Origin of the sequence: Paractinoplanes abujensis, from assembly GCF_014204895.1 — a bacterium.
GTDB lineage: Bacteria > Actinomycetota > Actinomycetes > Mycobacteriales > Micromonosporaceae > Actinoplanes > Actinoplanes abujensis.
The window spans coordinates 396,134-422,467 of the sequence record NZ_JACHMF010000001.1 but is presented as its reverse complement, the minus strand read 5'-3'; the positions used below and the strand labels follow the sequence as shown (position 1 = coordinate 422,467).

General features: G+C 71.1%; 20 protein-coding genes. 4 read left to right on the top strand and 16 right to left on the bottom strand.

Annotation, left to right across the window (positions count from 1 at the left end):
* Positions 1 to 91: 91 nt before the first annotated feature.
* The 3 genes from BKA14_RS01520 to BKA14_RS01510 form a co-directional block, all read right to left on the bottom strand.
* Positions 92 to 2,272, bottom strand: a complete 2,181-nt coding sequence (locus BKA14_RS01520; RefSeq protein WP_184949147.1) for an MMPL family transporter — start codon at positions 2,270 to 2,272, stop codon at positions 92 to 94.
* A gap of 35 nt (positions 2,273 to 2,307) precedes the next feature.
* Positions 2,308 to 2,874 carry a TetR/AcrR family transcriptional regulator gene (locus tag BKA14_RS01515; RefSeq protein ID WP_184949146.1) on the bottom strand — a complete coding sequence of 189 codons (567 nt, stop codon included), beginning with the start codon at positions 2,872 to 2,874 and terminating at the stop codon, positions 2,308 to 2,310.
* A gap of 138 nt (positions 2,875 to 3,012) precedes the next feature.
* The gene (locus tag BKA14_RS01510; protein ID WP_184949145.1) at positions 3,013 to 3,780 is read right to left on the bottom strand and encodes a S1 family peptidase; all 768 of its coding nucleotides are present in this window, start codon (positions 3,778 to 3,780) and stop codon (positions 3,013 to 3,015) included.
* Between the two features lie 227 nt (positions 3,781 to 4,007).
* Here BKA14_RS01510 and BKA14_RS01505 point away from each other — a divergent pair, with 227 nt between their 5' ends.
* A complete protein-coding gene (locus tag BKA14_RS01505) occupies positions 4,008 to 6,203 on the top strand; it encodes an MMPL family transporter (RefSeq protein ID WP_184949144.1) in 2,196 nt (731 codons plus the stop codon).
* Between the two features lie 293 nt (positions 6,204 to 6,496).
* Here the strand turns inward: BKA14_RS01505 and BKA14_RS01500 are convergent, their stop codons facing one another.
* The 5 genes from BKA14_RS01500 to BKA14_RS01480 form a co-directional block, all read right to left on the bottom strand.
* Positions 6,497 to 7,339, bottom strand: coding sequence for a PHP domain-containing protein (locus BKA14_RS01500; RefSeq protein ID WP_184949143.1), 843 nt, complete (start codon positions 7,337 to 7,339; stop codon positions 6,497 to 6,499).
* 536 nt (positions 7,340 to 7,875) lie between these two features.
* Positions 7,876 to 8,715 (bottom strand): PHP domain-containing protein, encoded by an 840-nt coding sequence (locus BKA14_RS01495; RefSeq protein ID WP_239092868.1) that lies wholly within the window; start codon positions 8,713 to 8,715, stop codon positions 7,876 to 7,878.
* Positions 8,716 to 8,787: 72 nt separating this feature from the next.
* Positions 8,788 to 10,836 (bottom strand): ATP-dependent zinc metalloprotease FtsH, encoded by a 2,049-nt coding sequence (gene ftsH / locus BKA14_RS01490; protein WP_239092866.1) that lies wholly within the window; start codon positions 10,834 to 10,836, stop codon positions 8,788 to 8,790.
* 134 nt (positions 10,837 to 10,970) lie between these two features.
* Positions 10,971 to 12,191: a hypothetical protein gene (locus BKA14_RS01485; protein ID WP_184949142.1), complete on the bottom strand. Its 1,221-nt coding sequence runs from the start codon at positions 12,189 to 12,191 to the stop codon at positions 10,971 to 10,973.
* Between the two features lie 127 nt (positions 12,192 to 12,318).
* Entirely contained in the window at positions 12,319 to 13,191 is an 873-nt protein-coding gene (locus BKA14_RS01480) for an NAD-dependent epimerase/dehydratase family protein (RefSeq protein WP_184949141.1), read from the bottom strand.
* Between the two features lie 84 nt (positions 13,192 to 13,275).
* Here BKA14_RS01480 and BKA14_RS01475 point away from each other — a divergent pair, with 84 nt between their 5' ends.
* Entirely contained in the window at positions 13,276 to 14,175 is a 900-nt protein-coding gene (locus BKA14_RS01475; RefSeq protein ID WP_184949140.1) for a LysR family transcriptional regulator, read from the top strand.
* Here BKA14_RS01475 and BKA14_RS01470 read toward each other — a convergent pair.
* Positions 14,169 to 15,410, bottom strand: coding sequence for an FAD-binding protein (locus BKA14_RS01470; RefSeq protein ID WP_184949139.1), 1,242 nt, complete (start codon positions 15,408 to 15,410; stop codon positions 14,169 to 14,171). The two genes, BKA14_RS01475 and BKA14_RS01470, sit on opposite strands and share 7 nt — an antisense overlap.
* Positions 15,411 to 17,386: 1,976 nt before the next feature.
* On the opposite strand from BKA14_RS01470, the gene BKA14_RS01455 reads away from it, so the two are divergent.
* Complete coding sequence (locus tag BKA14_RS01455) at positions 17,387 to 17,758, top strand: STAS domain-containing protein (RefSeq protein WP_184949138.1); 372 nt, start codon at positions 17,387 to 17,389, stop codon at positions 17,756 to 17,758.
* Here BKA14_RS01455 and BKA14_RS01450 read toward each other — a convergent pair.
* Complete coding sequence (locus BKA14_RS01450; protein WP_184949137.1) at positions 17,669 to 18,643, bottom strand: sigma-70 family RNA polymerase sigma factor; 975 nt, start codon at positions 18,641 to 18,643, stop codon at positions 17,669 to 17,671. The genes BKA14_RS01455 and BKA14_RS01450 overlap by 90 nt on opposite strands.
* A gap of 107 nt (positions 18,644 to 18,750) precedes the next feature.
* Between BKA14_RS01450 and BKA14_RS01445 the strand changes: the two genes are divergently transcribed.
* Positions 18,751 to 19,575, top strand: coding sequence for an alpha/beta fold hydrolase (locus BKA14_RS01445; protein ID WP_184949136.1), 825 nt, complete (start codon positions 18,751 to 18,753; stop codon positions 19,573 to 19,575).
* 56 nt (positions 19,576 to 19,631) lie between these two features.
* Here the strand turns inward: BKA14_RS01445 and BKA14_RS01440 are convergent, their stop codons facing one another.
* The 6 genes from BKA14_RS01440 to BKA14_RS01415 form a co-directional block, all read right to left on the bottom strand.
* On the bottom strand, positions 19,632 to 21,053 hold the full coding sequence (locus BKA14_RS01440; protein ID WP_184949135.1) for a hypothetical protein: 1,422 nt from the start codon (positions 21,051 to 21,053) through the stop codon (positions 19,632 to 19,634).
* 29 nt (positions 21,054 to 21,082) lie between these two features.
* The gene (locus BKA14_RS01435; protein WP_184949134.1) at positions 21,083 to 22,378 is read right to left on the bottom strand and encodes a M23 family metallopeptidase; all 1,296 of its coding nucleotides are present in this window, start codon (positions 22,376 to 22,378) and stop codon (positions 21,083 to 21,085) included.
* Between the two features lie 107 nt (positions 22,379 to 22,485).
* The gene (locus tag BKA14_RS01430; RefSeq protein WP_184949133.1) at positions 22,486 to 23,169 is read right to left on the bottom strand and encodes a hypothetical protein; all 684 of its coding nucleotides are present in this window, start codon (positions 23,167 to 23,169) and stop codon (positions 22,486 to 22,488) included.
* Positions 23,170 to 23,175: 6 nt separating this feature from the next.
* Positions 23,176 to 24,042 (bottom strand): carbohydrate ABC transporter permease, encoded by an 867-nt coding sequence (locus tag BKA14_RS01425; RefSeq protein WP_184949132.1) that lies wholly within the window; start codon positions 24,040 to 24,042, stop codon positions 23,176 to 23,178.
* Entirely contained in the window at positions 24,042 to 25,007 is a 966-nt protein-coding gene (locus BKA14_RS01420) for a carbohydrate ABC transporter permease (RefSeq protein WP_184949131.1), read from the bottom strand. The genes BKA14_RS01425 and BKA14_RS01420 overlap by 1 nt, the downstream gene beginning before the upstream one ends.
* Complete coding sequence (locus BKA14_RS01415; protein WP_184949130.1) at positions 25,004 to 26,326, bottom strand: ABC transporter substrate-binding protein; 1,323 nt, start codon at positions 26,324 to 26,326, stop codon at positions 25,004 to 25,006. The genes BKA14_RS01420 and BKA14_RS01415 overlap by 4 nt, the downstream gene beginning before the upstream one ends.
* Positions 26,327 to 26,334: the final 8 nt, after the last annotated feature.

The following is a 26,334-nucleotide window of genomic DNA, read 5'->3' as shown; positions in this document are numbered from 1 at the left end:
TCTCAATTCCAGCAAGCCGGACTACGTTACGTGGGTGGATTGGGCTACCTGCTTCAGGATATTTGCGGCGTAAGCCGTTTTGAGCGTGGTTTTACACCGCGTGGGCGTGTTCCTCGATGTCGCGTGCGTCGTCCGGAACGTGCCGTTCCAGGGCCGTGCCCTCCACGTCGACGGCCGGCAGCCAGGCCAGCCACTTCGGCAGCCACCAGGCCGAGCGGCCCAGCAGCGCGATCGCGGCCGGCACAGCCACCATCCGGATCACCAGGGCGTCGAACAGGATGCCGATGGCCAGGGCGAACGCGATCGGCTTGATCGTGTCGTTGCCCTCGGGCACGAAGCCCGCGAACACCGCGAACATGATCGTCGCGGCCGCCACGACCACCGGCGCGGCCTGCCGGAAGCCGGTGATCACGGCGTCGCGCGGGCTCGCCCCGTGGGCGTACGCCTCGTGCATCCGCGACACCAGGAAGACCTGGTAGTCCATGGCCAGGCCGAACAGGATGCCCACGATGATGATCGGGGCCAGGCTGAGCAGCGGCCCGGTGGTCTCGGCGTTGACCACGTCGGCCAGCCAGCCCCACTGGAACACCGCGGTGGTCGCGCCGAGCGCGGCACCGATCGTGAGCAGGAAGCCCACCACGCCCACCACCGGCACCAGCAGCGAGCGGAAGACCAGCACGAGCAGCACGAACGCCAGCCCGACGACCAGGATCAGGTAGATCGGCAGGGCCTGGTCGAGCTTCTCGGACACGTCGATGCTGACGGCGGTCTGCCCGGTCACGTAGACCTCGGCGTCCGGCCCGTCGGCCACGTCGTCGCGGATGGCGTGCACCAGGTCGATCGTGGCCGTGTCCTCCGGGCCCGAGGCCGGGATGATGGAGATCAGCGCGGTGTTGCCGCCCTGGCTCGGCTGCGGTTCGGCCACGAAGGCCACGCCGGGCAGGGCCGAGATCTTCTCCCGTACGGTCGCCGCGTACGCCGGTGCTCCGGTGCCGTCGATCAGCACCAGCAGCGGGCCGGCGAAACCCGGTCCGAACCGCTCGGAGATGATCTCGTCGGCCTTCTCCTGGGTGCTGCCCTCGGCGGCCCGCTGGATCAGCGTGGTCTGCATCGAGAAGAACGGGATCGCGATCACGGCCAGGGCCGCGACCGCCACGATCAGGCTGAGCGCCCGCTGGTGGGTCACCATGCGCGCCCACCCGCGATAGAAGCCGCGGTCCCGCACGGGGGCCTCGACGGGGTTGGACCGGGCCGCCTTGGGCAGCGCCCGCAGGCCGATCGCGCCCAGGAAGGCGGGCACGAGCGTGATCGCCACCAGCACGGCGACGACGATGGTGGCCGCGGCGGCCAGGCCCATCTCGGTCAGGAAGGGAATGCCGGCGACCGACAGGCCGGCCAGCGCGATCACCACGGTCAGACCGGCGGTGACCACGGCCGAGCCGGCGGTGCCGACCGCGAGCGCGACCGCCTCGGGCACCGGCAGGCCGCGGCGCAGCTCCTGGCGGAACCGGGTGACGATGAACAGCGCGTAGTCGATGCCGACGGCCAGGCCCAGCATGACCGCCAGGATCGGGGTGGTCGCCTGCAGCTCGGTGAAGCCGCTGAGCGTGACGATGCCGAGCGCGCCGATGCCCACGCCGATCAGCGCGGTCAGCAGGTTCATGCCGGCCAGCAGCAGCGAGCCGAAGGTGATCGCGAGCACGACCAGCGCCACGACGACACCGATGATCTCGCCCGCGCCGCCGATGTCGGCCCCCGACTCCTGCGTGGCGTCGCCACGGGCCTCGACGGTCAGGTCGGCGCCGCGCGACTCGTCGACCACCGCGGTCAGCGCCTTACGCTGCTCGGGGGTGATCTGCTCGGGCTTCACGTCGTACGTGACGGTGCTGTACGCGGCGCGCTGGTCCCGCGACACGGTGGGCGCCTGCGGATCGAGGGGGTTGGTGGCCGAGACGACGCCGGGCAGCTTCTGCAGCTTGGCCACGACCTGGGCGACCTGGGCGGCCGCGGCCTGCTCGGTGATCTTGCCGGTGCCGGGCGCCTCCATCACCACCTGGGCGGTCGCGCCGGACGAGGCCTCGCCGTAACGCTGCTCCATGAGTTCGAGCGCGGTGGTCGACTCCTGCCCGGGGATCGAGAAGGAGTTGGCCATCTTGCCGGAGAGGGTGGCGGCCCCGACGCCCAGCGCGATCAGGGCGACCAGCCAGGCCACCATGACGATGGCCTTGTGGCGGACTGCCCCCATTCCGAGGCGGTGCAGCAGTGTTGCCATGTCCTTGTTCCCTTGCTCGTCGGTGCGGGCGCGGCTTATGCGGACGCGGCCCGGCCGTGGCCGAGCGCGTCGTAGCTGACGTCGATGAGGTCGTCGAGGGTGACGACGAGCGGTTTGGCCTGCAGGGTGACGCCCACGACGGCGAGCGCACCCAGGGCGCCGACCACGCGGACCGCGCGGATCGGATCGGTCTCGGGATCGGTCGCGAAACACTCGAAGATCACGTCGCCGATGGTTTCGAGGATGCAGCCGAGCTCACTCTCGGGCTCGCTCACCAGGCCGCTGAGCAGGAGCGCGACGGTGCCGCGGCTCTCCAGGGCGAGGCGGGCGATACCGGCGACGGCCGCTCGGTCACGACCCGGGCCCGGCGGCAGGTCGCGCACCGCGGCGGCCACTTCGCGGATCTCCCGCAGAGCGTGATCGACCACCGCTTGCTGCAGTGCCTCCTTGGTCGGATAGCGGTGCAGCAGACCGGTCTTGGAGTAGCCCACCGCGTCGGCGATGCGCTGGATCGACGTCTCCTTGAAGCCGTGCCGCGCGAAGAGGGTCGCGGCGGTCTCCAGGATCTCGTCGTCGATCTGTTGCTTCGTCGGTCGCGGCATGCGGACCACCCTAGTCGGATATGGACCAAGTTGGTCGGTAACCGACCGTGGCGGTCCTCACAGTTCACCCTCTCCCAGTTCACCGCACACGAAAGGGCCGGCTACGGGTTTCCCCGCAACCGGCCCGGCGAACGACTGTCAGCGTGTGACTTCGGAGACCCAGGAGGCGAGATTGTCCACCCGAGCCGCGTTCTCGACGCTGTCGTGCGGGCACGACGGCCCGTTGCTGACCACCGCGACCAGCAGCGGCGGCCGCTTGCCCCGTTCGACGAAGAACGGGCCACCCGAGTCGTACGGGCAGGGTGTGGTGTCAGCCTGCGGGGCGAACCCCTCGACTCCCGTGACCGAGTCGCTGAGCGCGACCACCTCCATCTCTCCTGTACGCAGCCAGGTCACCGGAGCCGGGTTCACGCTCGTGGTGGACCCGTAACCTGTGACCCGCAGAACGTCCCCGATCGCCGGCGCCGTGCGGCCCACCCGGATCGGGCGGACGTCACGAACCGGCTCGGCCAGCTTGGCCAGCGACACGTCAGCGGTGCTGGACTGCCGCACCGCCACGATCTCCAGCTCGTGCCCCCGTGACGTGTCGGTCAGATCGGTGCGGCCGATCGTCGCGATCGTCGAGTCGGCCACCGGGCGCTCGACCCGCACACCGTTCTGGTCACGGAAGCAGTGCCCGGCCGTGATCACCCACTGACGGGCGACCAGCGCGCCGGAACACGCGCTGTTTCGCTTGCCGCCGTCGGCGGTCGGGATACCGGTCATGGTCAGCTTGACCGAGAAGGCGTATCGGCCCTTCTTGACCGGGTCACCGTTCGCGATCGCGTGCGCCGGGCCCGCGGACCCGAGAAGCACGATCGCGGCGGCGCCGATCGCAGTGAGAATCGACCTCTTTCGCTGTCCCATGTGGACAACCTAACCAAAGCGATCAAGGGCCGCGAATCGGGGAAGTCCCGGGGGAAACCCTGAGCCGTATGGGCGATTTGTGGGCTTTTCCGCGGCGTGTCGCCACCCCTTTCCGCTTCGCCGGCGTGTCGCGGACTCGGGGGCCGACCGGGGTTCGGCCCCGATGTACCCAGCTTCCGCACTCCCTACCTTCAGCTTCGACACAGGAATCGCAGCGGGGGGCAGTGATGGGTAAGCGACCGGTAACCGTACGCATGGCGCGGTGGAGCGCCGAACATCCGTGGCGCGCGATCGCCCTCTGGGTGGTCTTCGTGGCGGTGTGCTTCATGGGCGGCAACGCGGCCGGCATGAAAGAGGCCACCGCGCAGGACGACGCGATCGGCGAGGCCGGCCGCGCGTACGTGATGATCGACAAGGGCGGCTTCGCCGACGAGCCCGCCGTCGACAACGTGCTGATCACCGCCCGTACGGGGAAACTCGACACCACGGCCGCGAACAAGGCCGCCGCCGACGCCACCACGAAGCTGCGCACGGTTACCGGGGTCGCCGAGGTCGGCCGGCCGATCCCGGCCAACGACGGCTCGGCCCTGCTGGTGCCGATCACGATGAGCGGTGACCCGGAAACCGCCGCGGACCGCGTCGAGCCGCTGCGCACGGCCACCGCCGAGGTGCAGCAGGCCCACCCCGGGCTGCGGATCGAGCAGGTCGGCGGGCCGTCGATCGGCAAGGCGCTGGACGACACGCTGGGCGCCGACTTCAAGCGGGCCGAGATCCTCAGCCTGCCGGTCACCCTGGCCATCCTGATCCTGGTCTTCGGCGCGCTGATCGCCGCGGGCGTGCCGGTGCTGCTGGCGTTGTCGTCGGTGGCCGCCGCGATGGGTCTCTCCACGCTGGCCTCGCACCTGGTCCCGTCGACCGACACGACGTCCAGCGTCATCCTGCTGATCGGCATGGCCGTCGGCGTCGACTATTCGCTGTTCTACGTCCGCCGGGAACGGGAGGAACGGGCGAAGGGCCGCGGGCACGTCGACGCGGTGGAGATCGCCGCCGAGACCTCCGGGCACGCCGTGGTGGTCAGCGGCACGGCCGTGATCATCGCGATGGCCGGGCTGTTCCTGGCCGGGGACTCCACGTTCTCGTCGCTCGCGGTCGGCTCCATCCTCGTGGTCGCGGTGGCCGTGCTGGGCTCCCTGACCGTGCTGCCCGCGATCCTGGCCAAGCTGGGCCGCTGGGTCGACCGGCCGCGGGTGCCGTTCGTGTGGCGGCTGACCGCCCGCAACGACGGCTCCTTGTGGCGGCGCGTCCTCTATCCCGCGCTGCGCTGGCCCGCGGCCACTTTGATCGTCAGCGTGCTCGCGCTGCTGGCCCTGGCCGCGCCGGCGCTGGGCATGAACCTCAAATTCCCCGGTACGGAGGATCTGCCGCGCACGACTCCCGCCATGCAGGCGTACGACCGGCTGACCGCGGCCTATCCCAGCAACGGCACCAGCCACCTGATCGCCGTGACCGGCCCCGCCTCCACGGTGCAACCGGCTCTCGAGAAGCTCGCTCGCAGCACCCAAGGCGACCGCTTGTTCGCGCCGCTGGAGCAGAACGGTCCCGACATCGAGGTCTCGCCGGACAAGACGGTCAGCGTGCTGCACGTGGCCACGCCGTTCTCGTCGCGCAGCTCCGAGGCGGCCGACTCGCTGCACCGGCTGCGCAGCGACCTGGTGCCGGCCGCCCTCGACGGCCTGCCCGGCGTCACCTATGCGGTCGGCGGCGACGTGGCCAACAACGAGGACTACGCCGAGCACATCTGGCGGACCCTGCCGATCGTGGCCGGGGTCGTGCTGCTGCTGACGTTCCTGATGATGGCGTGGACGTTCCGCTCGATCGTGGTGGCCCTGACGTCGATCCTGCTCAACCTGCTCTCGGTCGGGGCCGCGTACGGGCTGCTGGTTCTGGTCTTCCAGGGCAGCTGGGCGCCGGACCTGCTCAACTTCACCTCGATGGACGCGATCGTCAGCTGGCTGCCGCTGTTCCTGTTCGTGGTGCTGTTCGGCTTGTCGATGGACTACCACGTGTTCGTGGTGTCCCGGATCCGCGAGGCGGTGCTGCGCGGCGTGCCGACCCGGGAAGCCGTGGCCGAGGGCATCACCGGCTCGGCCGGCACGGTCAGCAGCGCGGCCCTGGTGATGGTCGCGGTGTTCGCCATCTTCGCCACGCTGTCCACGATCGACATGAAGCAGCTGGGCATCGGCCTGGCCGCCGCAATCCTCCTGGACGCCACGATCATCCGCGCGGTGGTCCTGCCGTCGGCGATGACGCTGCTGGGCAAGGCCAACTGGTGGGCGCCCCGCTTCATGCGCCCCCGCGGCCGGCACGCCGCCCCTGCCGTGACCCCACCCACCCCCGCGCCGGAGCTGGCCGGCCGCCACTGACCGCCCGTCACCCCGAGGCCCCCGGCACCGCCGCCGGGGGCCTCGGCCTGTCCACGAGGGCCACTTCGAGCACCGCACCCCTCGCGCCACGCCGCTTCTGAGCCGCGCCGCGCTCCTCGCGCCGCACCGCCGGCGTCACACCCTCGCGCCATGCTCCTCGTGCCGCACCCCAGCGTCACACCCCTCGGCCGGAGCCCTCGTGCCGCACCCAGCGTCACACCCCTCGCGCCGCGCTCCTCGTGCCGCACCCCGAGCCGCGCCTCCTGCGCCGTACTCCCTTTTGGCGTCGCTTGTCAGCGGGTCCAGAAGTCGTGGGCCTCGCGGCCAGGGCGGAAACCGTGGGCCTCGACCATGTGCGCGGCCTCGCGGAAACCCCGGGCCAGGGCTGACGGCAGGTGTGCGTCGCTGCCGAAGGAGACAGTGCGGCCGCCCTCCTCGCGCCACCAGCCGACGATCTGCGGGTCCAGCGGGAGGCGGGTGTTGACCTCCAGCGTGCGGTCGCCGTCGGCCAGGGCCCGCAGCGCATGCCGGAACTCGGGCTCGAAATCGGCCGCTTCGAAGGGCGCCACGTCGGCGGGCCAGAAACGGATCGCGTAGTCGATGTGGGCGAACACGGCGAACACGTCGCCGGCGGCCACCACCGAGGGCACCTCGGCCAGGTAGCGACGGACGAGTTCGCCCGGCTTGACCTGCTCGAGCAACACGGGCGGGCTGGTGTGACCGCCGGCCACCGGCAGGCAGTGCAACGATCCGAGCACCCGGTCGAACGGCCCGGCCGCCAGAATGTCGGCGACCGCGGCCGGGTTGAGGTGCGGCTCCCCGATCTCCAGCCCGCTGAGGATGCGCAATCCCGGAAACCGTTCACGGCAGTCGTCGATCGCCGCGAGGTAGGCCCGGGCGTCGAACACCGGCGGCCGCACCACCAGGTCGTCCCCGGTGAAGGGCACGTAGTGAGGACTCACCGTCAGCGACTCCGGGGTGGCCAGCCAGTGGTTGAAGTCCAAGTGCTCGGTGAACGCGACAGCCGGAAGCCCGATCTCGACGGCCCGGGCGCACGTCCCCACCATGTCCCCGGCCGACGTGTCCCACGACCACTCGCTGTGCACGTGACTGTCGCCCGGCAATGTGTCCGGCATGCCCATCCCCCTTAGTCGGCGCCCACGCTATCCACCGGCAAGCGGCGGCCCGGAGACAGACACCCGAAGCACAAGCAAACAATGACCAAGCCCACTCCGCCCGCCGCCATCCTCGAACACCCGGCTGATCCGACTCGTCACGCCCCGCGGAGGCAGCCCGCCGGGCTCAGCAACCCCGAGGTCCTGGGGTTTGCGGCGGCCGGCGAGCTCAGCCGCGACAAATCTTGTGAGTCTTGGGCCAGGATGTCGCGGGCGGCAGCAGTTCAGCGGCGCCAGATGTCGCAAGGCACGGACCGGGGTTGTCGGCGCGGCCGGGTGCTCGGCGACGGCAGACGTCGTGGGGGGTCCGGATCGTCGCGGACAGCCGGGCAAACTAAGCGGCGCGGAGTGTCGTGGGGCATGGCATTGTCACGGACAGCTGGGCAAAGTCAGCGACGCCGAGTGTTGTGGGGGCGGGGATCGTCGCGGACAGCTCGGCAAACTCAGCGGCGCTGAGTGTTGTGGGGCTCGGCGTTGTCGCGGGTGGCCGGGCGGGCTTACAGGCGCCAGACCTCGTGGGGTTCGCGGGCGGGGCGGAAGCCGTGGGCTTCGACCATGTGGGCGGCCTCGCGGAAGCCGCGAGCCAGAACCTCGGGTGAGTGCGCATCGCTGCCGAAGGACACGGACCGGCCGCCCTCCTCGCGCCACCAGCTGACGATCTCCGGGTGCAGGGGCACGCTGGTGTTGACTTCGAGGGTGCGGTCGCCCCGGGCGATGGCTCGCAGGGCGTGGCGGAACTCGGCCTCGAACGTACGGGGGTCGAAGGGCTCGGTGGCGGGCCAGAACCGTACGGGGTAGTCGATGTGGGCGAACACCGAGAACACGTCGCTGCCGGCGACGACGGTGGGGATCTCGGTCAAGTAGCGCCGGAACGCCTCGGTCCGTCCCCAGTGTTCGACCATTCCCGGCGGCTCGTAGTACCTCCCGGCGACGGGCAGGGCGTGCATCGAGCCGAGCACCCGGTCGAATCGGCCGGCGCTCAGCACCCGGGCGACGGCCTCGGTGTGCAGGTGCGGCTCACCGATCTCGAGCCCGCTGAGCACCCGCACGCCCGGGAAGCTCAGGCGGCACCGTTCGATCGCCGCCAGGTAGCCCGCCGCGTCGAACGGGGGTGCGGTCACCCGGCCCTCGGCGTCGGCGAAGGACGCCAGATGCGGACTTTCCTGCAAGGTGTCGCGGTCGGCGGTCCAGACGATGTGGTCAAGATGCTCGGTGAACGCGACCGCGGGCAGCCCCAGCTCGACGGCCCGCGCGCAGGTGGCCGCCATGTCGCCGACCGCCGCGTCCCACGACCATTCGCTGTGGACGTGACTGTCAGCCGGCAGCATCTCGGCCATGACCCACCTCCGGCCTCTCACGGTAGGCGGTCGCGGAGGGAACAGCAGCCCCTCCGCGACTCCCGCGAAGTGTCAGGCCCGCTCGGTGGGGTCGGCGGCCGAGGCGGAGACCGCCGGAGCCGGGCCGGCCGCGGTCTGGTGCGGGATGCCGGGGGCCGGGGCCGAGCCGGGGGCCTCGCCGCGGGCGACCGCGCCGGGAGCCTCGGACGGGCTGATGCCGGCCGCGGCGTAGGCGTCGGCCTCGTCGAGGGTTTCCGTCTCGAGCAGGCGGTGGGCCAGGCTGTCGAGCTGGGGCCGGTGGGAGCGCAGCAGTGACAGGGCCTCGGCGTAGCAGGCCTCCACGATCTTGCGGACCTCGGCGTCGATCAACTCCTTGGTGGCGGGGGCGACCCCGTCGAGGCCCAGCGGCGACTCCTGGCCGGGCGGCGGCAGCACGGTGACCGGACCGATCGCCTCGGACATGCCCCAGCGGCCGACCATCTGGCGGGCGATGTTGCTGACCTGGTCGAGGTCGCTCTCGGCGCCAGTGGTCATGTCGCCGAAGACCACCTCCTCGGCGGCCCGGCCGCCCAGCGCGCCGATGATGCGGCCGCGCAGGTATTTCGCCGAGTAGCCGTAGCGGTCGCTCGACGGGCTCTGGAACGTCACGCCCAGGGCCTGACCGCGCGGAATGATCGAGATCTTGCGGACCGGGTCGGCGCCGGGCGTCAGCATGCCCAGCAGCGCGTGGCCGGACTCGTGGAACGCCGTACGCTCCTTCTCGCCCGCCGTCAGCATGATGCCGCGGACCGTGCCCAGCACGACCTTCTCCAGCGCGTCGGTGACGTCGGCATTTTCCACCTGGCTGTGCCCGCGCCGGGCGGCCAGCAGAGCGGCCTCGTTGACCAGGTTTTTCAGGTCGGCCCCGACCATGCCGGGCGTGGTCGCGGCGATGCCGTCGAGATCGACGCCGGGCGCCAGCGGCACGCCGCGGGTGTGCACGCCGAGGATCGCGCGGCGTCCGGCCAGGTCGGGCGGGCTGACCACGACGCGGCGGTCGAAGCGGCCGGGCCGCAGCAGCGCCGGGTCGAGGACCTCGGAGCGGTTGGTCGCGGCCAGCACGACCACGCCCTCGCTGCCGGTGAAGCCGTCCATCTCGGTCAGGATCTGGTTGAGCGTCTGCTCACGTTCGTCGTTGCCGCCGAGCGACTGGGCGCTGCCCCGGGCCCGGCCGATGGCATCCAGCTCGTCGATGAAGATGATCGAGGGCGCGACCTTTTTGGCCTGGTCGAACAGGTCACGCACCCGGCTCGCGCCGACGCCCACGATGGCCTCGATGAACTCGGAGGCCGAGATCGAGAAGAACGGCACCCGGGCCTCGCCGGCGACCGCGCGGGCCAGCAGCGTCTTACCGGTGCCGGGCGGGCCGGAGAGCAGCACGCCGTGCGGGATCTGGGCGCCCAGCTTGCGGTATTTCTCGGGTTCGCGGAGGAAGTCGACGATCTCGGTGACCTCCTTCTCGACCTCCTCGATGCCCGCGACGTCGGCGAACGTCGTGCGGGGGCCGGTCTCCGGCTGGTAGAGCTTGGCGCGAGACTTGCCGAACGAGCCCAGCGCTCCCCCGGCGCCGCCGGCCATCCGCCGATAGATCCAGACGAACAGCGCGACCAGCAGGATCGTCGGGCCGAAGCCGATCAGCAGCTGCTGCCAGATCGGGCGTGGGGCGTCGGGCGAGTTCGCGTTGACCGGCACGTCGTTGCTCTGCAGCGAGGCGAACAGGTTGTCGTCGGCGAAGGACGGCCGCTGGGTGGTGAACCGCTGGACCTGCTCCGACTTGGTCTCGCCGGTCGGTGTGTACGCCGTCTCCTTCTTGAACTCGCCCTCGATGGTGTCGGCCGTCGAGGTGATCTCGCTGACGTTGTTCGCCTGGACCTGGGTCAGAAAGAACGTGTACGACACGGGGGCGCGTTCGGCCGGGCTCAGGAAGAACGACGAGATGATCCAGTTGAGGGCGAGCAGGACGACGAGCATGCCGCCGAAGCGCAGCCAGGTGGAGCGCGGCCTTTTCGGGCCACCGGGTGGATCGCTGGGCGGGGCGCCCTCCACCCGCCACGGATGAGGGCGCTTCGACTCGTCGGCCATGGCGCGAAGCTACCCCTGCCGGGTGACACAAATGCACCGACGTGACGCGCGTGACTGATGCCAGAAAACAAAAGAAGACGCGCGCCCGGGTGGGGGTCCGGGCGCGCGCCTGTCCGCGGGACGGCGGAACTAGATCACTGGTTGAGCGAGCACGGGGCGAGACCCTCGGCGTTCAGGTTCGGCTTCACGGCGTTGCGGCCGATCGCGGTCTCGATCCGGTTGATCGTGGCGAACCGCTTGTCCTCCAGCGGGCCGAGGATCGCGTTCTGGATGAACGCCGGACCGCCCTGACCCACCGACGTACGGATGCGGTTGTTGGCCTCGGCGATCTGCGTGTTCAGCAGCTCCAGGTTGCGCTGCACCTCGGCCGCGGCCTGGGCCGGGATCGTGGGCAGGTTGTTCAGTGCGGGGCAGTTCACCGTGGGGAGAGCGGCGTTGCCGTTGCCGGCGTTGCCGTTGCCGGCGTTGCCGTTGCCGGCGTTGCCGTTGCCGGCGTTGCCACCCGTGTTGCCGGCCGGGACGTCGGTCGGCTGCTCGGCCGAGGCGCCACCGTTCTCGTTGAGCGAGCACACCGAGAGGCTCTCGGCGTTCAGGTCGGGCTTGGCGGCGTTGCGGCCGATCGCGGTCTCGATGCGGTTGATCGTGGCGAACCGCTTGCTCTGCAGCGGGCCGAGGATCGCGTTCTGGATGAACGCCGGACCGCCCTGCCCGACCGACGTACGGATGCGGTTGTTGGCCTCGGCGATCTGCGTGTTGAGCAGCTCCAGGTTGCGCTTCACCTCGGCCTGGGCCTGGGCCGGCACGGCGGGCAGGTTGTCGACGGCCGGGCAGTTGATCGTGGGAAGCCCGGCCGCCGCGTCGCCGCCGCCCGCGTTGTTGCCGCCGCCGTTGTTACCCGCGGCCGGCACGTCGGTCGGCTGCTGCGCCGAGTTGCCGCCGTCCTCGTTGAGCGAGCACTTCGAGAGGCCCTCGGCATTCAGGTCGGGCTTGGCGGCGTTGCGACCGATCGCCGTCTCGATCCGGTTGATCGTGGCGAACCGCTTGTCGGCCAGCGGGCCGAGGATCGCGTTCTGGATGAACGCCGGTCCGCCCTCACCCACCGACGTCCGCAGGCGGTTGTTGGCCTCGGCGATCTGCGTGTTGAGCAGCTCCAGGTTGCGCTTCACCTCGGCCTGCGCCTGGGCCGGCACGGCGGGCAGGTCGGCCACGTTGGGGCAGTTCACCGTCGGCACGGCCTCGGCAGCCGAGGCAACACCCAGGCCGACGCCGACGGTGGCGAGCGCAACCCCCGCGACCGCGCCGATCTGCCAGCGGCGCGCGTTCGTGCGGGACTTGTTGAACCGGCTTCTGTACATTGGGACTGCGCCTTCCGCCAGGGGGACCATTTTTGGCTTCGGCCATCCATACGGGAGCGCTCCCACGGTCGATCATCACTTAAGGAACACTTAAGATGATCTTTCCGGTCGATCGCAGAACTGCAGGTCAGGCGGGGTCGTACTCGCCGGCGGCAAAGGCCTCGAGCAGCGTCGGCCGCGACGGCTTCCAATCGAAGACCCGACGCGCCTTCTCCCCCGACGCCTGCTGATCCATCAGCAGCGCCTCGCCGAAACCGCCCAGCCGCGCCACCGTGCCGGCCGGGTCCTCGGCCACGACCCGCCCGTCCAGCCCGAGCCGCCGGCTGGCCACCTCGCCCAGCGCGGTCACCGACGGGCTGTCGCCGCTCACCGCCAGGAACCGCTCACCCGTGGCACCAGTGGTCAGCGTGGCCACGTACAGGTCGGCCAGGTCGTCGACGTGCACGGTGGCCCAATGCTGCGTGCCCGGCCCGATCAGCTGCAGCGCCGCCGGGTCGCCGACCTGCGCTCCCGCGAAGACCAGGGCGGGGATGCCGGCGCCGTACCCGTGGACGACGCCCGGCTCGACCAGCAGCGAACGGATCCCTGGCGCGGTCAGGGCCCGGTTGTCGATCTCCTCGCGCCACGCGACCAGGGCGGGCGGCGCGAGCGGGGTCTCCTCGGTGAGGTCGGCGCCCGGCCCGTGCACCCAGATTCCCCCCGTACGGACGAGGGTCGCGCCGGGTCGCAACCCGTCCAGCACGGCGCCGACGAAGTCACGGTCGGCCTCGGCACTGCTGGCGTCGCCCGGAGTGGCGGTCGCGATCACCGCGTCGGCCTCGGCGGCCAGACCCCGTACGAGATCACGATCGCGCATGTCGCCGGTGACCAGTCGCGCTTCCCCACCCCGTACGCGGGAAGGGTCTCGAACCAACGCCGTGACGCTGTGGCCGGCGCCGCTCAGCGCGAGGAGCACACGGGAGCCGATGTAACCGGTCGCACCGGTCAGGAAAACGTTCATGACAGCCACCTTGGCCCGGGCGACTGTGCGCCGCCAACGAATAGTTCCGATCTCACTGATAGCCCACGGCGATAGGCTGGCGAGGTGGAACAACGCCAGCTTCAGTTCTTCGTGGCCGTCGCCGAGGAACTGAGCTTCACCCGGGCCGCGCGGCGCACCCATGCCGTGCAGTCAACCGTGTCGGCCAGCATCCGCGCGCTCGAACGTGACCTCGGCGCCACCCTGTTCCGGCGCACCACCAGCAGCGTCACGCTCACCGAGGCCGGGCACGCGCTGCTGCCCGAGGCCCGGCGCGCGCTCGACACTCTCGATCAGGCCCGGGCCGCGGTCGACGGCGTACGGGAAGGAATCGGCGGCAGCCTGCGGATCGGCACACTCTCCGGGCTCACCATGATCGACCTGCCCGCGCTCGTGCGCGACTTCCGCGACCGCCACCCGCGCGTGCAGCTCAGCCTGGGCACCGCGGCCACCGGCACCGAAGGGCTGCTCGCCGGTCTGCGCGCCCACGAACTCGACGTGGCGTTCGTCGGGGTGCCCTCGACGACGATCCCCGGCCTGCACGTCGACGCCATCACGACGTTTCAGCCGCGGCTGCTCGTGCCGGCCGCCCACCCACTCGCCGGACGGCAGCAGGTCAGCGCGGCCGCGGTGGCCGACGAACCGTTCATCGACCTGCCGCCGGGCTTCTGCAACCGGGTCCGCACCGACAACGACTTCCGGCTGGCCGGCGTGACCCGGCGGGTCGTCATCGAAACGGGCGACCTGAGCACGATCCCGGGCTACGTCGAATCGGGCGCCGGGCTGGCACTGGTGCCGCCGCTGGTGACAGAGACGGGAACACGCGTGGTGCCGGTCGACCTGGAACCGCCGGCCGCCCCGTGGGTGCTGGGAGTAGCCCGCGACGCCACCAGCGCGCCGACGCGGGCGGCCCAAGCTTTCCTCGGCCTGATCGGCACCCACGTGCTCCGCCGCGACCGCTACTGACCCAGGATCTCGGCCAGCCACGGGTTGCGGAACGTGCCGGCCGGGTCGTACTTGCCGACCAGCGCGCGGAAGTCGTCGAAACGCTCCCAGCCCTGACGGATGGTCTCCGGCGTCATCGTGAACACCTTGCCCACATGCGGCCGCGGCGACAGCGGGGCCAGCACCTGCTCGAGCTCGGCCACCACCGGGGTCACGGCGCTCGCGTCGGCGATCCACGTGAAGTGCAGCGCCATGCTGTCACGGTAGTAATTCGGGCTCAGCCACAAGTCGTCAGCCCGGATCGTGCGGATCTCACAGACCTGCAACACCGCCGCCACCCGCTCGCGGATCGAAGCCACGGCGTCGATCGCGGCCAAGCCGTCCTCGCGGGCCACATGGTATTCCGACTGCAGTTCCTCGCCGCTGGACGGGGTGAACTCCAGCCGGAAATGCGGCAGCCGCGTGTGCCACGGACCCGGCACGCCGCCCTGCTCGGTGCTGTTCTGCGCGGGCATGCCCGGCACCGGGTGGCGCGGGCCGTCGGCCAGGCGACCCCCGTACCACTCGTCGCCCAGCGGCTCGATGCGCTTGAGCCAGGCGTGGCTGATGTCACGGCTGGACCAGTTCGTGAAGAGGCTCACGCTGTACCCGTCGGCGAGCATGTCGAGCAGGTGATCGTCGAGCGAGGCGCGGGGCACATGGTCGTACACGTACTGCCGGATCTCGAACGTGGGAACCACATCCACCGTGAGCGCGGTGATCACGCCCAACGCGCCCAGATGCACGACCGCGCCCTCGAAGCCGGCGTCGCCGCGGGACAACGTGACCAGCTCGCCCGAACCGTCGACGAACTCCAGCGACGAAACCGCCGTGGCCAGGTTGCCGTGAGCGACCCCGGAACCGTGCGTAGCGGTGGCGATCGCCCCGGCCACCGAGATGTGCGGCAACGACGCCGTGTTGTGCAAGGCCAGCCCGTTGGCGTGCAACTCAGCGGCGATGTCGCCGTAACGGGTGCCGCCGTCGATACGTACGGACCTGCGGTCCTCGCTGATCTCGATGATCCGCGGCAGATCGGCGAGCGAGATCAAGGTGCCGTCGGTGTCGGCCATCCGGTTGAAGGAATGGCCACTGCCCAGCACGCGAATCGGCCCGCCACCGGCCACGATCTCCTGCACCTCGGCGACCGAAACCGGCCGGCGCAGCGTCCGCGCGTTGAAGACGACGTTTCCGGCCCAGTTGGTGACTTGCTCGCTCATCAGCCCAGCCTAAATGCCTTCCCCGTACGCCGGGCAGGCCGTTCGCCCCTCACCGGGCACAAGGCCGCACGGTCCGAGCGCCAGGCGGGGGGCGAGGTCCGGAACGGGTCAGGCATGGGCCAGGCGCGGAGCCAGCCAAGCGTGGGCCAAGCTCAGAGCGGGCCAGGCGCGGAGCCGGCCAACCGCAGGCCAGGCCCGGGGCAGGCCAGGCCCGGAGCCCGCCAACCGCAGGCCAGGCGCGGAGCGGGCCAGGCGCGGAGCCGGCCAACCGCAGGCCAGGCCCGGGGCAGGCCAGGCGCGGAACGGGTCTGACGCGGGAACGGGCCTGGCGCCGAACGAACCAAGCGCGGGCCAAGCTCAGAGCGGGCCCAGCGCGGGGCGGGCTCAGCGCGGGGCGGGCCCAGCGCAGAGCGGGCCCAGCGCAGAGCGGGCCCAGCGCAGAGCGGGCCCAGCGCAGAGCGGGCCCAGCGCAGAGCGGGCCCAGCGCAGAGCGGGCCCAGCGCAGAGCGGGCCCAGCGCAGAGCGGAGCGGGCCCAGCGCAGAGCGGGCCCAGCGCAGAGCGGGCCCAGCGCAGAGCGGGCCCAGCGCAGAGCGGGCCCAGCGCAGAGCGGGCCCAGCGCAGAGCGGGCCCAGCGCAGAGCGGGCCCAGCGCAGAGCGGGCCCAGCGCAGAGCGGGCCCAGCGCAGAGCGGGCCCAGCGCAGAGCGGGCCCAGCGCAGAGCGGGCCCAGCGCAGAGCGGGCCCAGCGCAGAGCGGGCCCAGCGCGGAGCGGGCCCAGCGCGGAGCGGGCCAGACGCGGATCGGCCGCCCGGCACGGATCGCCCGGAGCGCGGGCCCAGGCAAAGACTGCAGGCCGAAGCACGGACTGCAGGCTGAAGCACGGAGCGCAGGGCTGAGACACGAGCGCGGAACCGGACGACCGAGACCGGGCATGAGGCATGGGGCATGGGTGAGGCGCAGGCCGGAGCCCAAGGCGTGAGGCGCGGGGCGAGCCAGGCCGGGACGCATGGACGGACGAGGGCGCCGGGCGCGACACGATGGTGAGGACGGTGGCCGAGAACGGGGGTGGGGGCACCCGCGACGGCAGGTCGAGCCACGCGCGCAGGGCGGGGCAGCAAGCGGGGGCCGGGTCAGCATGAGGGCGCGGGGGCGGACCGGGCGCGGGGGCATGGGCAGGCGCGGGCCGAGCTCCCGGCGCAGGACACGGGGCGGGCCAAGCGCGGGGGCGCGCGGACGGACCAATGCGAGGGGCGGTGGGCGAGGGTAAGGACGGACGGGCAGCCGAGAACCGGGCGGGAGCTACCCACGGATCGAGCGCCAGAGGCGGAGCGCGGAGGCGGGCCGGGCGCGGAGCGCGGAGGCGGGCCGGGCGCGGAGCGCGGAGGCGGGCCGGGCGCGGAGCGCGGAGGCGGGCCGGGCGCGGAGCGCGGAGGCGGGCCGGGCGCGGAGCGCGGAGGCGGGCCGGGCGCGGAGCGCGGAGGCGGGCCGGGCGCGGAGCGCGGAGGCGGGCCGGGCGCGGAGCGCGGAGGCGGGCCGGGCGCGGAGCGCGGAGGCGGGCCGGGCGCGGAGCGCGGAGGCGGGCCGGGCGCGGAGGCGGGCCGGGCGCGGAGGCGGGCCGGGCGCGGAGGCGGGCCGGGCGCGGAGCGCGGAGGTGGGCCGGGCGCGGAGCGCGGAGGTGGGCCGGGCGCGGAGCGCGGAGGTGGGCCGGGCGCGGGGCGCGGACCCGCGCGAGGGAGGAGGTCAGACGTGGCAGGCAGGCCAGACAGGGGCGCGGGCCAGCGGGCGGGCACAGACCAACGCAGGGTTGGAAGCAGGCCGGAGGCGAGGACGGGGCCGCGAGGGGTCGGAGGCAGGTGCGACGGCGACGGCCGGCGGGTGGGCAGGAGGACTGGGTCCGGCGCCAGGGTCGAGCCTCAAATCCGGAAGCTGCGCCGCGGAAAGCGATGAGTTCGCGACTGCCCGTGGGTCATAGACGGTATGACGGTTCCGTTCGCCGTGGGGGCGGGGATCGCCCGTGCGGACATTCCGTGTCTGTGTGGGCGGCTGGCCGACCTGTTGCGGGGGCGAGCCGGGCCCGGCGAGGTCGTGTGTGACGTCGCCGGGGCCCGGCCCGACGTGGTGACCGTCGAGGCCCTGGCCCGGCTGCGGCTGACCGCCGGGCGGCACGGCCGGCGGTTCGTCGTGACGGGGGCCCGGCCTGAGCTGCTGAGCCTGTTCACGTTGATGGGGCTGGGCGGTTTTCTGGCCGCCTGGGAACGGTCAGGCGGGCAGGCGGTCGGGCAGGCCGAACAGCGGGAACAGGTGCTCGGTGTCGAGGAAGTTGTTGACGCCGGCGATCAGCCCGTCTGAGATCTCCAGCACGATCAGCGCCCACGGTGTGTGGCCGTCGCCGTCCACGGCCACGCGATATTGGGCGAAAGCGGGCAGGCCGTTGGCCACCACGGGCAGCAGGCGGGAACCCTCGCAGCCGGCGCCGGTGCCCGACATCCACGCGGTGATGTCGTCGTGGCCGCGCAGCCACAGCGGCAGCGGGGGCATCGAGAGCGTCGCGTCCTCGTGCAGCAGGGCGGTGAGGGCGGTCAGGTCGTACGCCTCGAAGGCCTGCACATAGCGCGCGAGCAGCTTTTTCTGCTCCTCGTCGCCGGGTTCGAGCACCTGGGTGGTCTTGTCGGTGGCGGCGATCGTGGCCCGGGCCCGCTGGAGGGCGCTGTTGACACTGGGCACGGACAGCTCGAGCAGGTCGGCCACCTCCTGCGCCGACCAGGCCAGCACTTCGCGCAGGATCAGCACGGCCCGCTGCTTGGGCGGCAGATGCTGCAGCGCGGCCACGAAGGCGAGCCGGATCGACTCGCGGTCGGCCACCACCTGGGCCGGGTCGGCCACCGCGGCCAGCACCCGCCCGTCGGGCACCGGGCCGACCCAGATCTCGTCGGGGCGCGGCTCGCCCGGGTGGGTCGCGTGACCGGAGCCGGCGGGTGCGAGATCCATCGGGCGGGCCCGCCGCTGCGCGCTGCCCAGCATGGTCAGGCAGACGTTGGTGGCGATGCGGTAGAGCCAGGACCGCAGGGCCGCGCGGCCCTCGAAGGTCTCGTAGCTCTTCCAGGCGCGCACAAGCGTGTCCTGAACGGCGTCCTCGGCCTCGAAGGCGGAGCCGAGCATGCGGTAGCAGTAACCGGTCAGCTCGGGCCGGAACGTCTCGAGCTGGGTTTCGATCGGGGTGGCCACGTCGCTCACGGCTACGAAACTAGCCCAGGGGTACGACAGAAAAAACTTCCGCTCACACCGATGAGTTCAGATGACGGGCCCGGTCGTAGAGGCAACTGACGACGAAGGAGCCCGACATGAACACCTGGACCGCAAACCAGCTCGGCAAGGGCGAGTACGCCGAGGTCAACGGGATCAACCTGTACTACGAGACGCACGGCGAGGGCCGCCCGCTCATCCTGCTGCACGGCGGGCTCGGCTCGGGTGAGATGTTCGGCCCGCTGATCGGCCCGTTCGCCCAGGGCCACCAGGTCATCCTGCCCGACCTGCAGGGCCACGGCCGCACCGCCGACATCGACCGGCCGATCGACATCAAGCACATGGCCGACGACATCGCCGCGCTGATCGACCACCTCGGCCTCGTGAAGCCGGACGTGGTGGGTTATTCGCTCGGCGGCGGCGTCGCCCTGCTGCTGGCGATCCGCCACCCGGAGAAGGTCGGCCGCCTGGTCACGGCGTCCGCCGGCATTCGCCGCAACGCGACCTACCCCGAGATCCTCGAGCAGCAGGGCCAGGTCGGCCCCGAGGCGGCGGAATTCATGAAGGAGACCCCGATGTACGAGCTGTACTCGCGGGTCGCGCCCCGGCCGGAGGACTTCCCCCGCCTGCTCGGCAAGATCGGCGAGTCCATGGCCGTCGACTACGACTACACCGAAGAGGTCCGCAATCTGCAGGTGCCGACCCTGATCGTGGCGGCCGACGCCGACATGTGCCCGCCCTCCCACTTCGTCGAGGTCTTCGGGCTGCTCGACGGCGGTCTGCGCGACGGCGGCTGGATGGGTGAGGGCCGCCCCAAGGGCGGCCACGCGCTGGCCATCCTGCCCGGCCTGACCCACTACAACATCTTCATGTCCCCGCTGTTCGCCACGGCCGCGCTGGAGTTCGTGGACAGGGCGGAGTGACCCGCGACGAGGAGCCGCAGGCACCCGGGCGGATGCCTGCGGTCCTGTTTCCTCGCTTACTTGCAGCGCACAGCGTTGAGGTCGATGGCGTAGCCGCCGTGCTTCTTGTAGTAGGTCAGCACCTTCTTGAAGTCGTCGCAGCGGAGCTGATAGGTGTCGGTTTTGGAGTTGACGGCGCGGGTCACAGCGCCCATGTCGAGCCGGTCGGCGGGGCTGTTGAGATCGTGGGTGACCGTCCAGAACCACCGCGCGATGTCGGCGCTCCAGCCGAGCTGACGCGCGTCCTCCGGGGTCTTGACGAAGTCGTGCTTGAAGTACGACGTGGCCGCCGCGTAGTTCCCCTTGGTCGTCAGCTGGATGTAACCGCGCCCGCAGTAGGGGGCGTACGCCCGGCTCGAGCAGCCGATCTCCAGCCGGTTGTACTGCACCCCGCTCTCGATCTTGAGGGTGGCCAGGAACGCGGCGACCCGCGCCGGGCTGTTGATGTTGCCGCGGCGCATGGCCGCGTTGAGCGACGGCAGGCCGTCGGTCACGGCGGCCGTCGGGTTGATGCCGAAGGCCTCCTTGAGCAGGCCCGGAGTGACGGTCGCGTCGGCCGGCAGGGTGGAGCCGGCGTCACCGGAGTAGACGACCCGGCCGGAGTAGGCCGCGGCACCGAAGGCGAACACCCCGCCGTCGGCGGCGATCAGCAGATAGCCGTCGTTGCGGACGCCGGCCATGCCGATCACGGGCTTGGCCAGGCGCTGACCACCCATCGAGCCGTAGAAGCGGGCGTCCCCGAAGGCGAAGATCCCGCCGTCGGAGGCCACGAGCCAGTAGCCCTGCCCCGTCGGGGTCGCCGCGATGCCGACCACCGGCGCGTTGAGCGGTTTGCCACCCATCGAGCCGTGGAACTGGGCATCGCCGAACGCGAAGATCCCGCCGTCCGCCGCGACCAGCCGGTAGCCCCGGCCGGACGGGGTCGCCGCGATCCCCACGACCGGCGCGTTGAGCGGTTTGCCACCCATCGAGCCGTGGAACTGGGCATCGCCGAACGCGAAGATCCCGCCGTCGGAGGCCACGAGCCAGTAGCCCTGCCCGGACGGGGTCGCCGCGATGCCGACCACCGGCGCGTTGAGGGGTTTGCCGCCCATCGACCCCTTGGCCGGGGCGTCCCCGAAGGCGAACACCCCGCCGTCGCGGGCTGCCAGCCAGTAGCCCTTGCCGCTCGGGCTGGGCACGATGGCGCTGATCGGCGCGCTGAGCGGTTTGCCGCCCATGGAGCCGTGGAAGCGGGCGTCGCCGAAGCTGAACACGCCCCCGTCACCGGCGGCGACCCAGTAGCCGAGCCCGCTCTTCGTGGCGGCCAGGGCGACCGGTGGCTTGGTCGTGGTGGCATCGGCTGCGGACGCCGCCGTCGCACCGGACGTCAGACCGGCGAGGCAGACGGCCGCGGCGAGAACGGCGGCTCCGGACCGGCGCCGCGAGAAGAATCGCATCACAACAGTGACTCCCATGGCTGGCAGGGCTAGGACCGGTAGCTGCAGCCGGTGGTCGGCAGTCCGCGGACGTCCGGCGTGGACCGGCCCGCGGCCAGCGCCGACACGAACGGCTGCGGGCAGCGCAGCACTCCGGGGTAGCGGATCTGGAGGTGCAGGTGAGGCCCGCTGCTGTGCCCCGTGTTGCCGGAAAGGCCCAGCTGCTGACCGGGCGCGACCCGGGCGCCCGTGGCGACGCCCTGGCTCGAGCCGTGGCAGTACGTGTACTGCACACCGTCGTAACCCTGCAGGACGATGCCGAGGCCGCAGCCACCCCCGGGCGCGAGCCGGGTCACCGTGCCCGCCGTGATCGCGTAGTAGGGCGTGCCAACCGGCACGGCGATGTCCAACGCGGCATAGTCGTGGTGTGCCGCCGTCAGCGACGACTTGGCCGCCCCGGCCGGCAGCACGTAGCGATAACCCGTGGGCGCCGCCGGCCGGGTGTACGTGACCCGTCCGTGGAAGGCCGCGTCGCCGTAGGCGAAGATCCCGCCGTCGGCGGCGACCATCCAGTAGCCACGGCCGGACGCCGTGCGTGCCATCCCGACGACGGGCTGGTTGAGCTTGAGGTTGCCGGCGGAGCCGAAGAAGCCGGCATCACCGTAAGCGAAGATTCCACCGTCGGCAGCCACCAGCCAATAACCACGCCCGGTCGGCGTGGCCGCCATTCCCACTACCGGCTGATTGAGCCGCAGACTCCCGGCCGATCCGAAGAAACCGGCATCACCGTAAGCGAAGATCCCACCGTCGGCAGCCACCAGCCAATAACCACGCCCGGTCGGCGTGGCCGCCATTCCCACCACCGGCTGATTGAGCCGCAGACTCCCGGCCGACCCGAAGAAACCGGCATCACCGTAAGCGAAGATCCCACCGTCGGCAGCCACCAGCCAATAACCACGCCCGGTCGGCGTGGCCGCCATTCCCACCACCGGCTGCCGCAACTGCAGTTTGCTCGCCGAGCCATAGAAGCCGGCGTCGCCGTAGGCGAAGACGCCACCGTCCGCCCCGACCAGCCAGTAGCCGGACGACCCCGCGCTGCGCGCCATCCCGACGATCGAGCCCTTCAGCGCAAGGGCGCCGGCACCCCCTTTGTACTGGGCTTTTCCGTACGAGTAGACCGCCCCGCGGGACGTCACCTGCCAATAGCCGTCACCGCCCGCGGTCGGCGCCAGCCCGACGATCGGGTTGTCGGTGGTGTCAGCCGCTCGAGCCGCGCCCGGATCGACCGCCAGCACCGCGACGCCGGCCACCAGCATCGCCAGCGCTTTCTTCCATGGATTTCGCAATTTTCGACGCCTCGCCCTGTGAATGGGTGGTCTCAGAACCACTTCATTACAGATGGCGGAGCGCTGCCGGCATATCGTCCACCGGTATCGGACCGGCACCTATGGTATTACCCTGAAAGTGATTCACCGGCCGTTCGTCCATGGCCGCCGGCAAAAGGAACGACGGGTTCCGGGAAGCCGGTGGATTGTCCGGCGCCGAGTCGCTCACCCTGCTCGGTTCCCTGCACGCCCCGGAGGGGGACGACCCGCCGCAGTACGGTGTGGACGGCGAACAGGGTGCAGCCTGCCAGCACCGGCACCAGCGCCGGATGGACGAAAGCGGCCAGCAGCGCCGCGAGCAGCACCACGCCGGTCGCGGCGAGCAGTATCGCGGGGTGGGCCGCGACGAGGGCACGGGCCCGGCGTAACGGGTCGGGGCGGCCCGACAACCCGGCCACCAGCGCCACGAAACCGGCGGCCAGGGCGGCCACCACGAGCAGCACGACGACCAGGGGCCGGCCGCCCGGGACGGCTCCGCGGCGCAGGGCGGCCACGTCGATCGCGAGCAGCCAGGCGGTCGCGAGCACCAGCGGGCCGGCCCAAGCCCAGGGCACGAGACGCGTACGGAAGGAACGCCACAGCTCCGCCGCCGTGGGCCAGCGGCCGAGGGTCAGCAGTTCGTCGAGGGCGGCGCTGCCCGTGCCGACCGCCGCCCCCGCCGTCACGACGGGCAGGCACGCCAGCGTCATCAGGATGCCCAGCAGGGCCAGGTCGGCCGCCAGTCGCAGCGAATCACGCCAGTCGTGCGGCATGACAGATCACCCCTTCAGGCCGCTGGTGTTGATGCCCTCGACCAGCAGCCGCTGGAAGGCCACGAAGAACAGGAACACCGGGATCAGCGACAGCAGCGACATCGCGAACATCGGCCCGACCGCGCTCTCGCTGGTGGAGTCGATGAACAGGGTCAGCGCCACCGGCGCCGTGTAGTCCTTGAGCTCGGACAGGAAGACCAGTTGGCGGAAGAAGTCGTTCCACGTCCAGATGAACGAGAAGATCGCCGTCGTGACCAGGGCCGGGCGGGACAGGGGCAGGATCACGTGCCGGAAGATCCCGTACGGGGAAGCGCCGTCGATGACCGCCGCCTCGTCCAGTTCGCGCGGGATGCCCCGCATGAACTGCACGATCAGGAACACGAAGAACGCCTCGGTGGCCAGGAACGCGGGCACCAGCAGGGGCAGGTAGGGCCAGTCCCCGCCGACCCAGCCCAGCGACCGGAACAGGATGTACTGCGGGATGATCAGCACGTGCCCGGGCAGCAGCAGGGTGCCGATCATGACGGCGAACCAGACGCCACGCAGCCGGAACCGCAGCCGGCCCAGCGCGTACGCGGCCAGCAGGCACGAGATCGTGTTGCCGAGCACGGTCAGCAGCGAGACCAGCGCGCTGTTGAGGAAGAACCGCCCGAAGCTGACGTCGAACTTGGTCCAGCCCTCGGCGAAGTTGCCGGGCGTGAATTTCTCCGGGATCAGCCCGATGTTGCTGACGATCTCCTGGGGCGACTTGACCGAGGTCCCGATCATCCAGATCAGCGGGTAGAGCACCACCGCCACGATGATCAGCAGGGCCAGGAGCCGCAGGAGCGGGCCGCGGGCCGGCGGGGCGGCGCGGTCGGCTGCAGAGCTCATCACCGCTCCTCGTTGTCGGAGTAGTGGACCCAGAAGCGGCCCGTGGAGAACAGCAGCACCGTGATCGCGCCGATGACGAGCAGGAACACCCAGGCCATGGCGGAGGCGTAGCCCATGTCGAGCTCGACGAACCCCTTGATGTAGAGGTTCAGCGTGTACATGAGCGTGGAGTCGACCGGCCCGCCGGTGCCGTTGGAGAGCACGAACGCCGACGTGAAGCCCTGGAAGCCGTTGATCGTCTCCAGCACCAGGTTGAAGAAGATGACCGGCGAGAGCATCGGCAGCGTGATGTGCACGAACTTGCGCCAGGCGCTGGCGCCGTCGACCGAGGCCGCCTCGTACAGCTCGACCGGCACCTGCTTGAGCCCGGCCAGGAAGATCACCATGGGCGCGCCGAACTGCCACACCGCCAGCAGGATCAGCGTGTAGAGCGCCCAGTCGGGGTCGTTGACCCAGGGCAGGCCTTCGATGCCGAACAGCGCCAGGAACGAGTTGAACGCCCCTTCCCGGTTGAACATGCTGACCCAGACGATCGCCAGCGCGACGCTGCCACCGAGCAGCGAGGGCAGGTAGAACAGCCCGCGGAACACCGAGATGCCGCGCATCGTGCGGTTGAGCAGCAGGGCCACGCCGAGCGCGGCGGCCAGCTTGAGCGGCACGGCGACCAGCGCGAACGTGATGGTCACGGTGACCGCGTGCCAGTACGACTGGTCGGCGGTGAACATGCGCCGGTAGTTGTCCAGCCCGACCCAGCTCGCGTCCCCCAGTGAGATCAGCGGGCTGTAGTCGGTGAAGCTGAGGTAGAGCGAGATGAGCATCGGGATCGCCGTGATGCCGAGCAGACCCAGCAGCCACGGCGAGAGGAACACGTATCCGGCCACGTTTTCGCGGCGCCGGCGGACCCGCCGCCCCGGCCGGTGAACGGCGGGGGCAGCGGGGTCGCGGGTCAGAGTCGAGGCGGTCACGAGGCGCCGATCGCCGCCTTGGCGGCGCTGACGTACGCCGCGGCGGCCTGCTCGGGGGTCTGCCGTCCGTAGACGACTTCCTCGGCCACCCGGACCAGCTCGGAACGCACCTTGCTGTGGCCCTGCGGCGGCACGGTGGGCGGGTTGGGCCCGAACTGCTTGCCCAGCTCGTCCTGGACGGCGATGGTCTGCTTCATGTTGGGGTCGGTCACCGAGGCCGCGATCTGCTGCCGGATCTCGGTGTTGGGCGGCAGGCCGCGGTCGGTGCCCAGGATCTTCGCGGCCTCCGGGTCGTTGGCCAGGAAGTTGATCACGTCGACCGCGGTGTCCTTGTGCTTGCTGCCGCGGAACGCCGAGAAGTAGAGCGACGCGCGCGCCCACTGCACCGTGGAGTCACCCGGGTAGGCCATCAGGCCCAGCTCGTCCTTGGTGTTCTTCTTGAGCTCGGGCATCTGGTTGGTCCAGACCCACGACGTGCCGGCCTTGCCCGTCACGATCAGCTGCTTGCTGACGTCGCTGGCGTTGCCCTCGTGGATGACGTCGGGCGTCGGGGTGGCCCCCTTGGCCCGGGCGTCCTTCCAGAGCGTGAACCACTTGGTCATGTCGGCCTCGTCGAAGCCGAGCTGTTTGCCCGCGTACAGGTCCTTGCCGTTCTGCCGCAAGAAGACCCAGAGCGCCTGGTAGACCGCGCTGGCGTCCTGCGTGCCGGGCAGCTTGGCCTTCTTCGAGACGTCGGCCGCCCAGTTGATGAACTCTTCCCAGCTCATGCCGGTCTTGGGCTCGGGCAGGTTGTGCTTGGCCAGCAGCGTCTTGTTGTAGACCAGGCCCTGGGTGTTCTCGCCCATGGCCACGCCGGCCAGCTTGCCGTCGACCTCGCCGTACTTGCGCAGGCTCTCCGGGAACTTGCTCACGTCGAGCTTGCCGTTCTGCGTGTACGGCGTGAGGTCGAGCGTGACACCGCGGCCCGCGTACTCGGAGATGTAGTTGTCGTCGATCTGGAAGATGTCGGGCGCGTTGCCGCCGGCCGTGAGGGTGGCCAGCTTGTCGAAGTAGCCCTGATTTCCCTGCCAGGTCTTCTTGAACGTGACGTCCGGGTGCTTCTGCGTGTAGAGCGCGAGCGCCTGGTCGGTCAGTTCGGCGCGCTTCTCGGCGCCCCACCAGAAGATCGACAGTTCGGTCTTACCGGAGTCGCCGCCGCCTTCGTCGTCACCGCCGCAAGCCGCGGCGCCGAGCAGAAGCGGAACTGTAAGGGCGGCGGCGAGTAACCGGCGCCGGGTAGTACGTTGAGCGGGCGTGTTGCCCCGCGTGATGGGCTCCATGGCGCTTC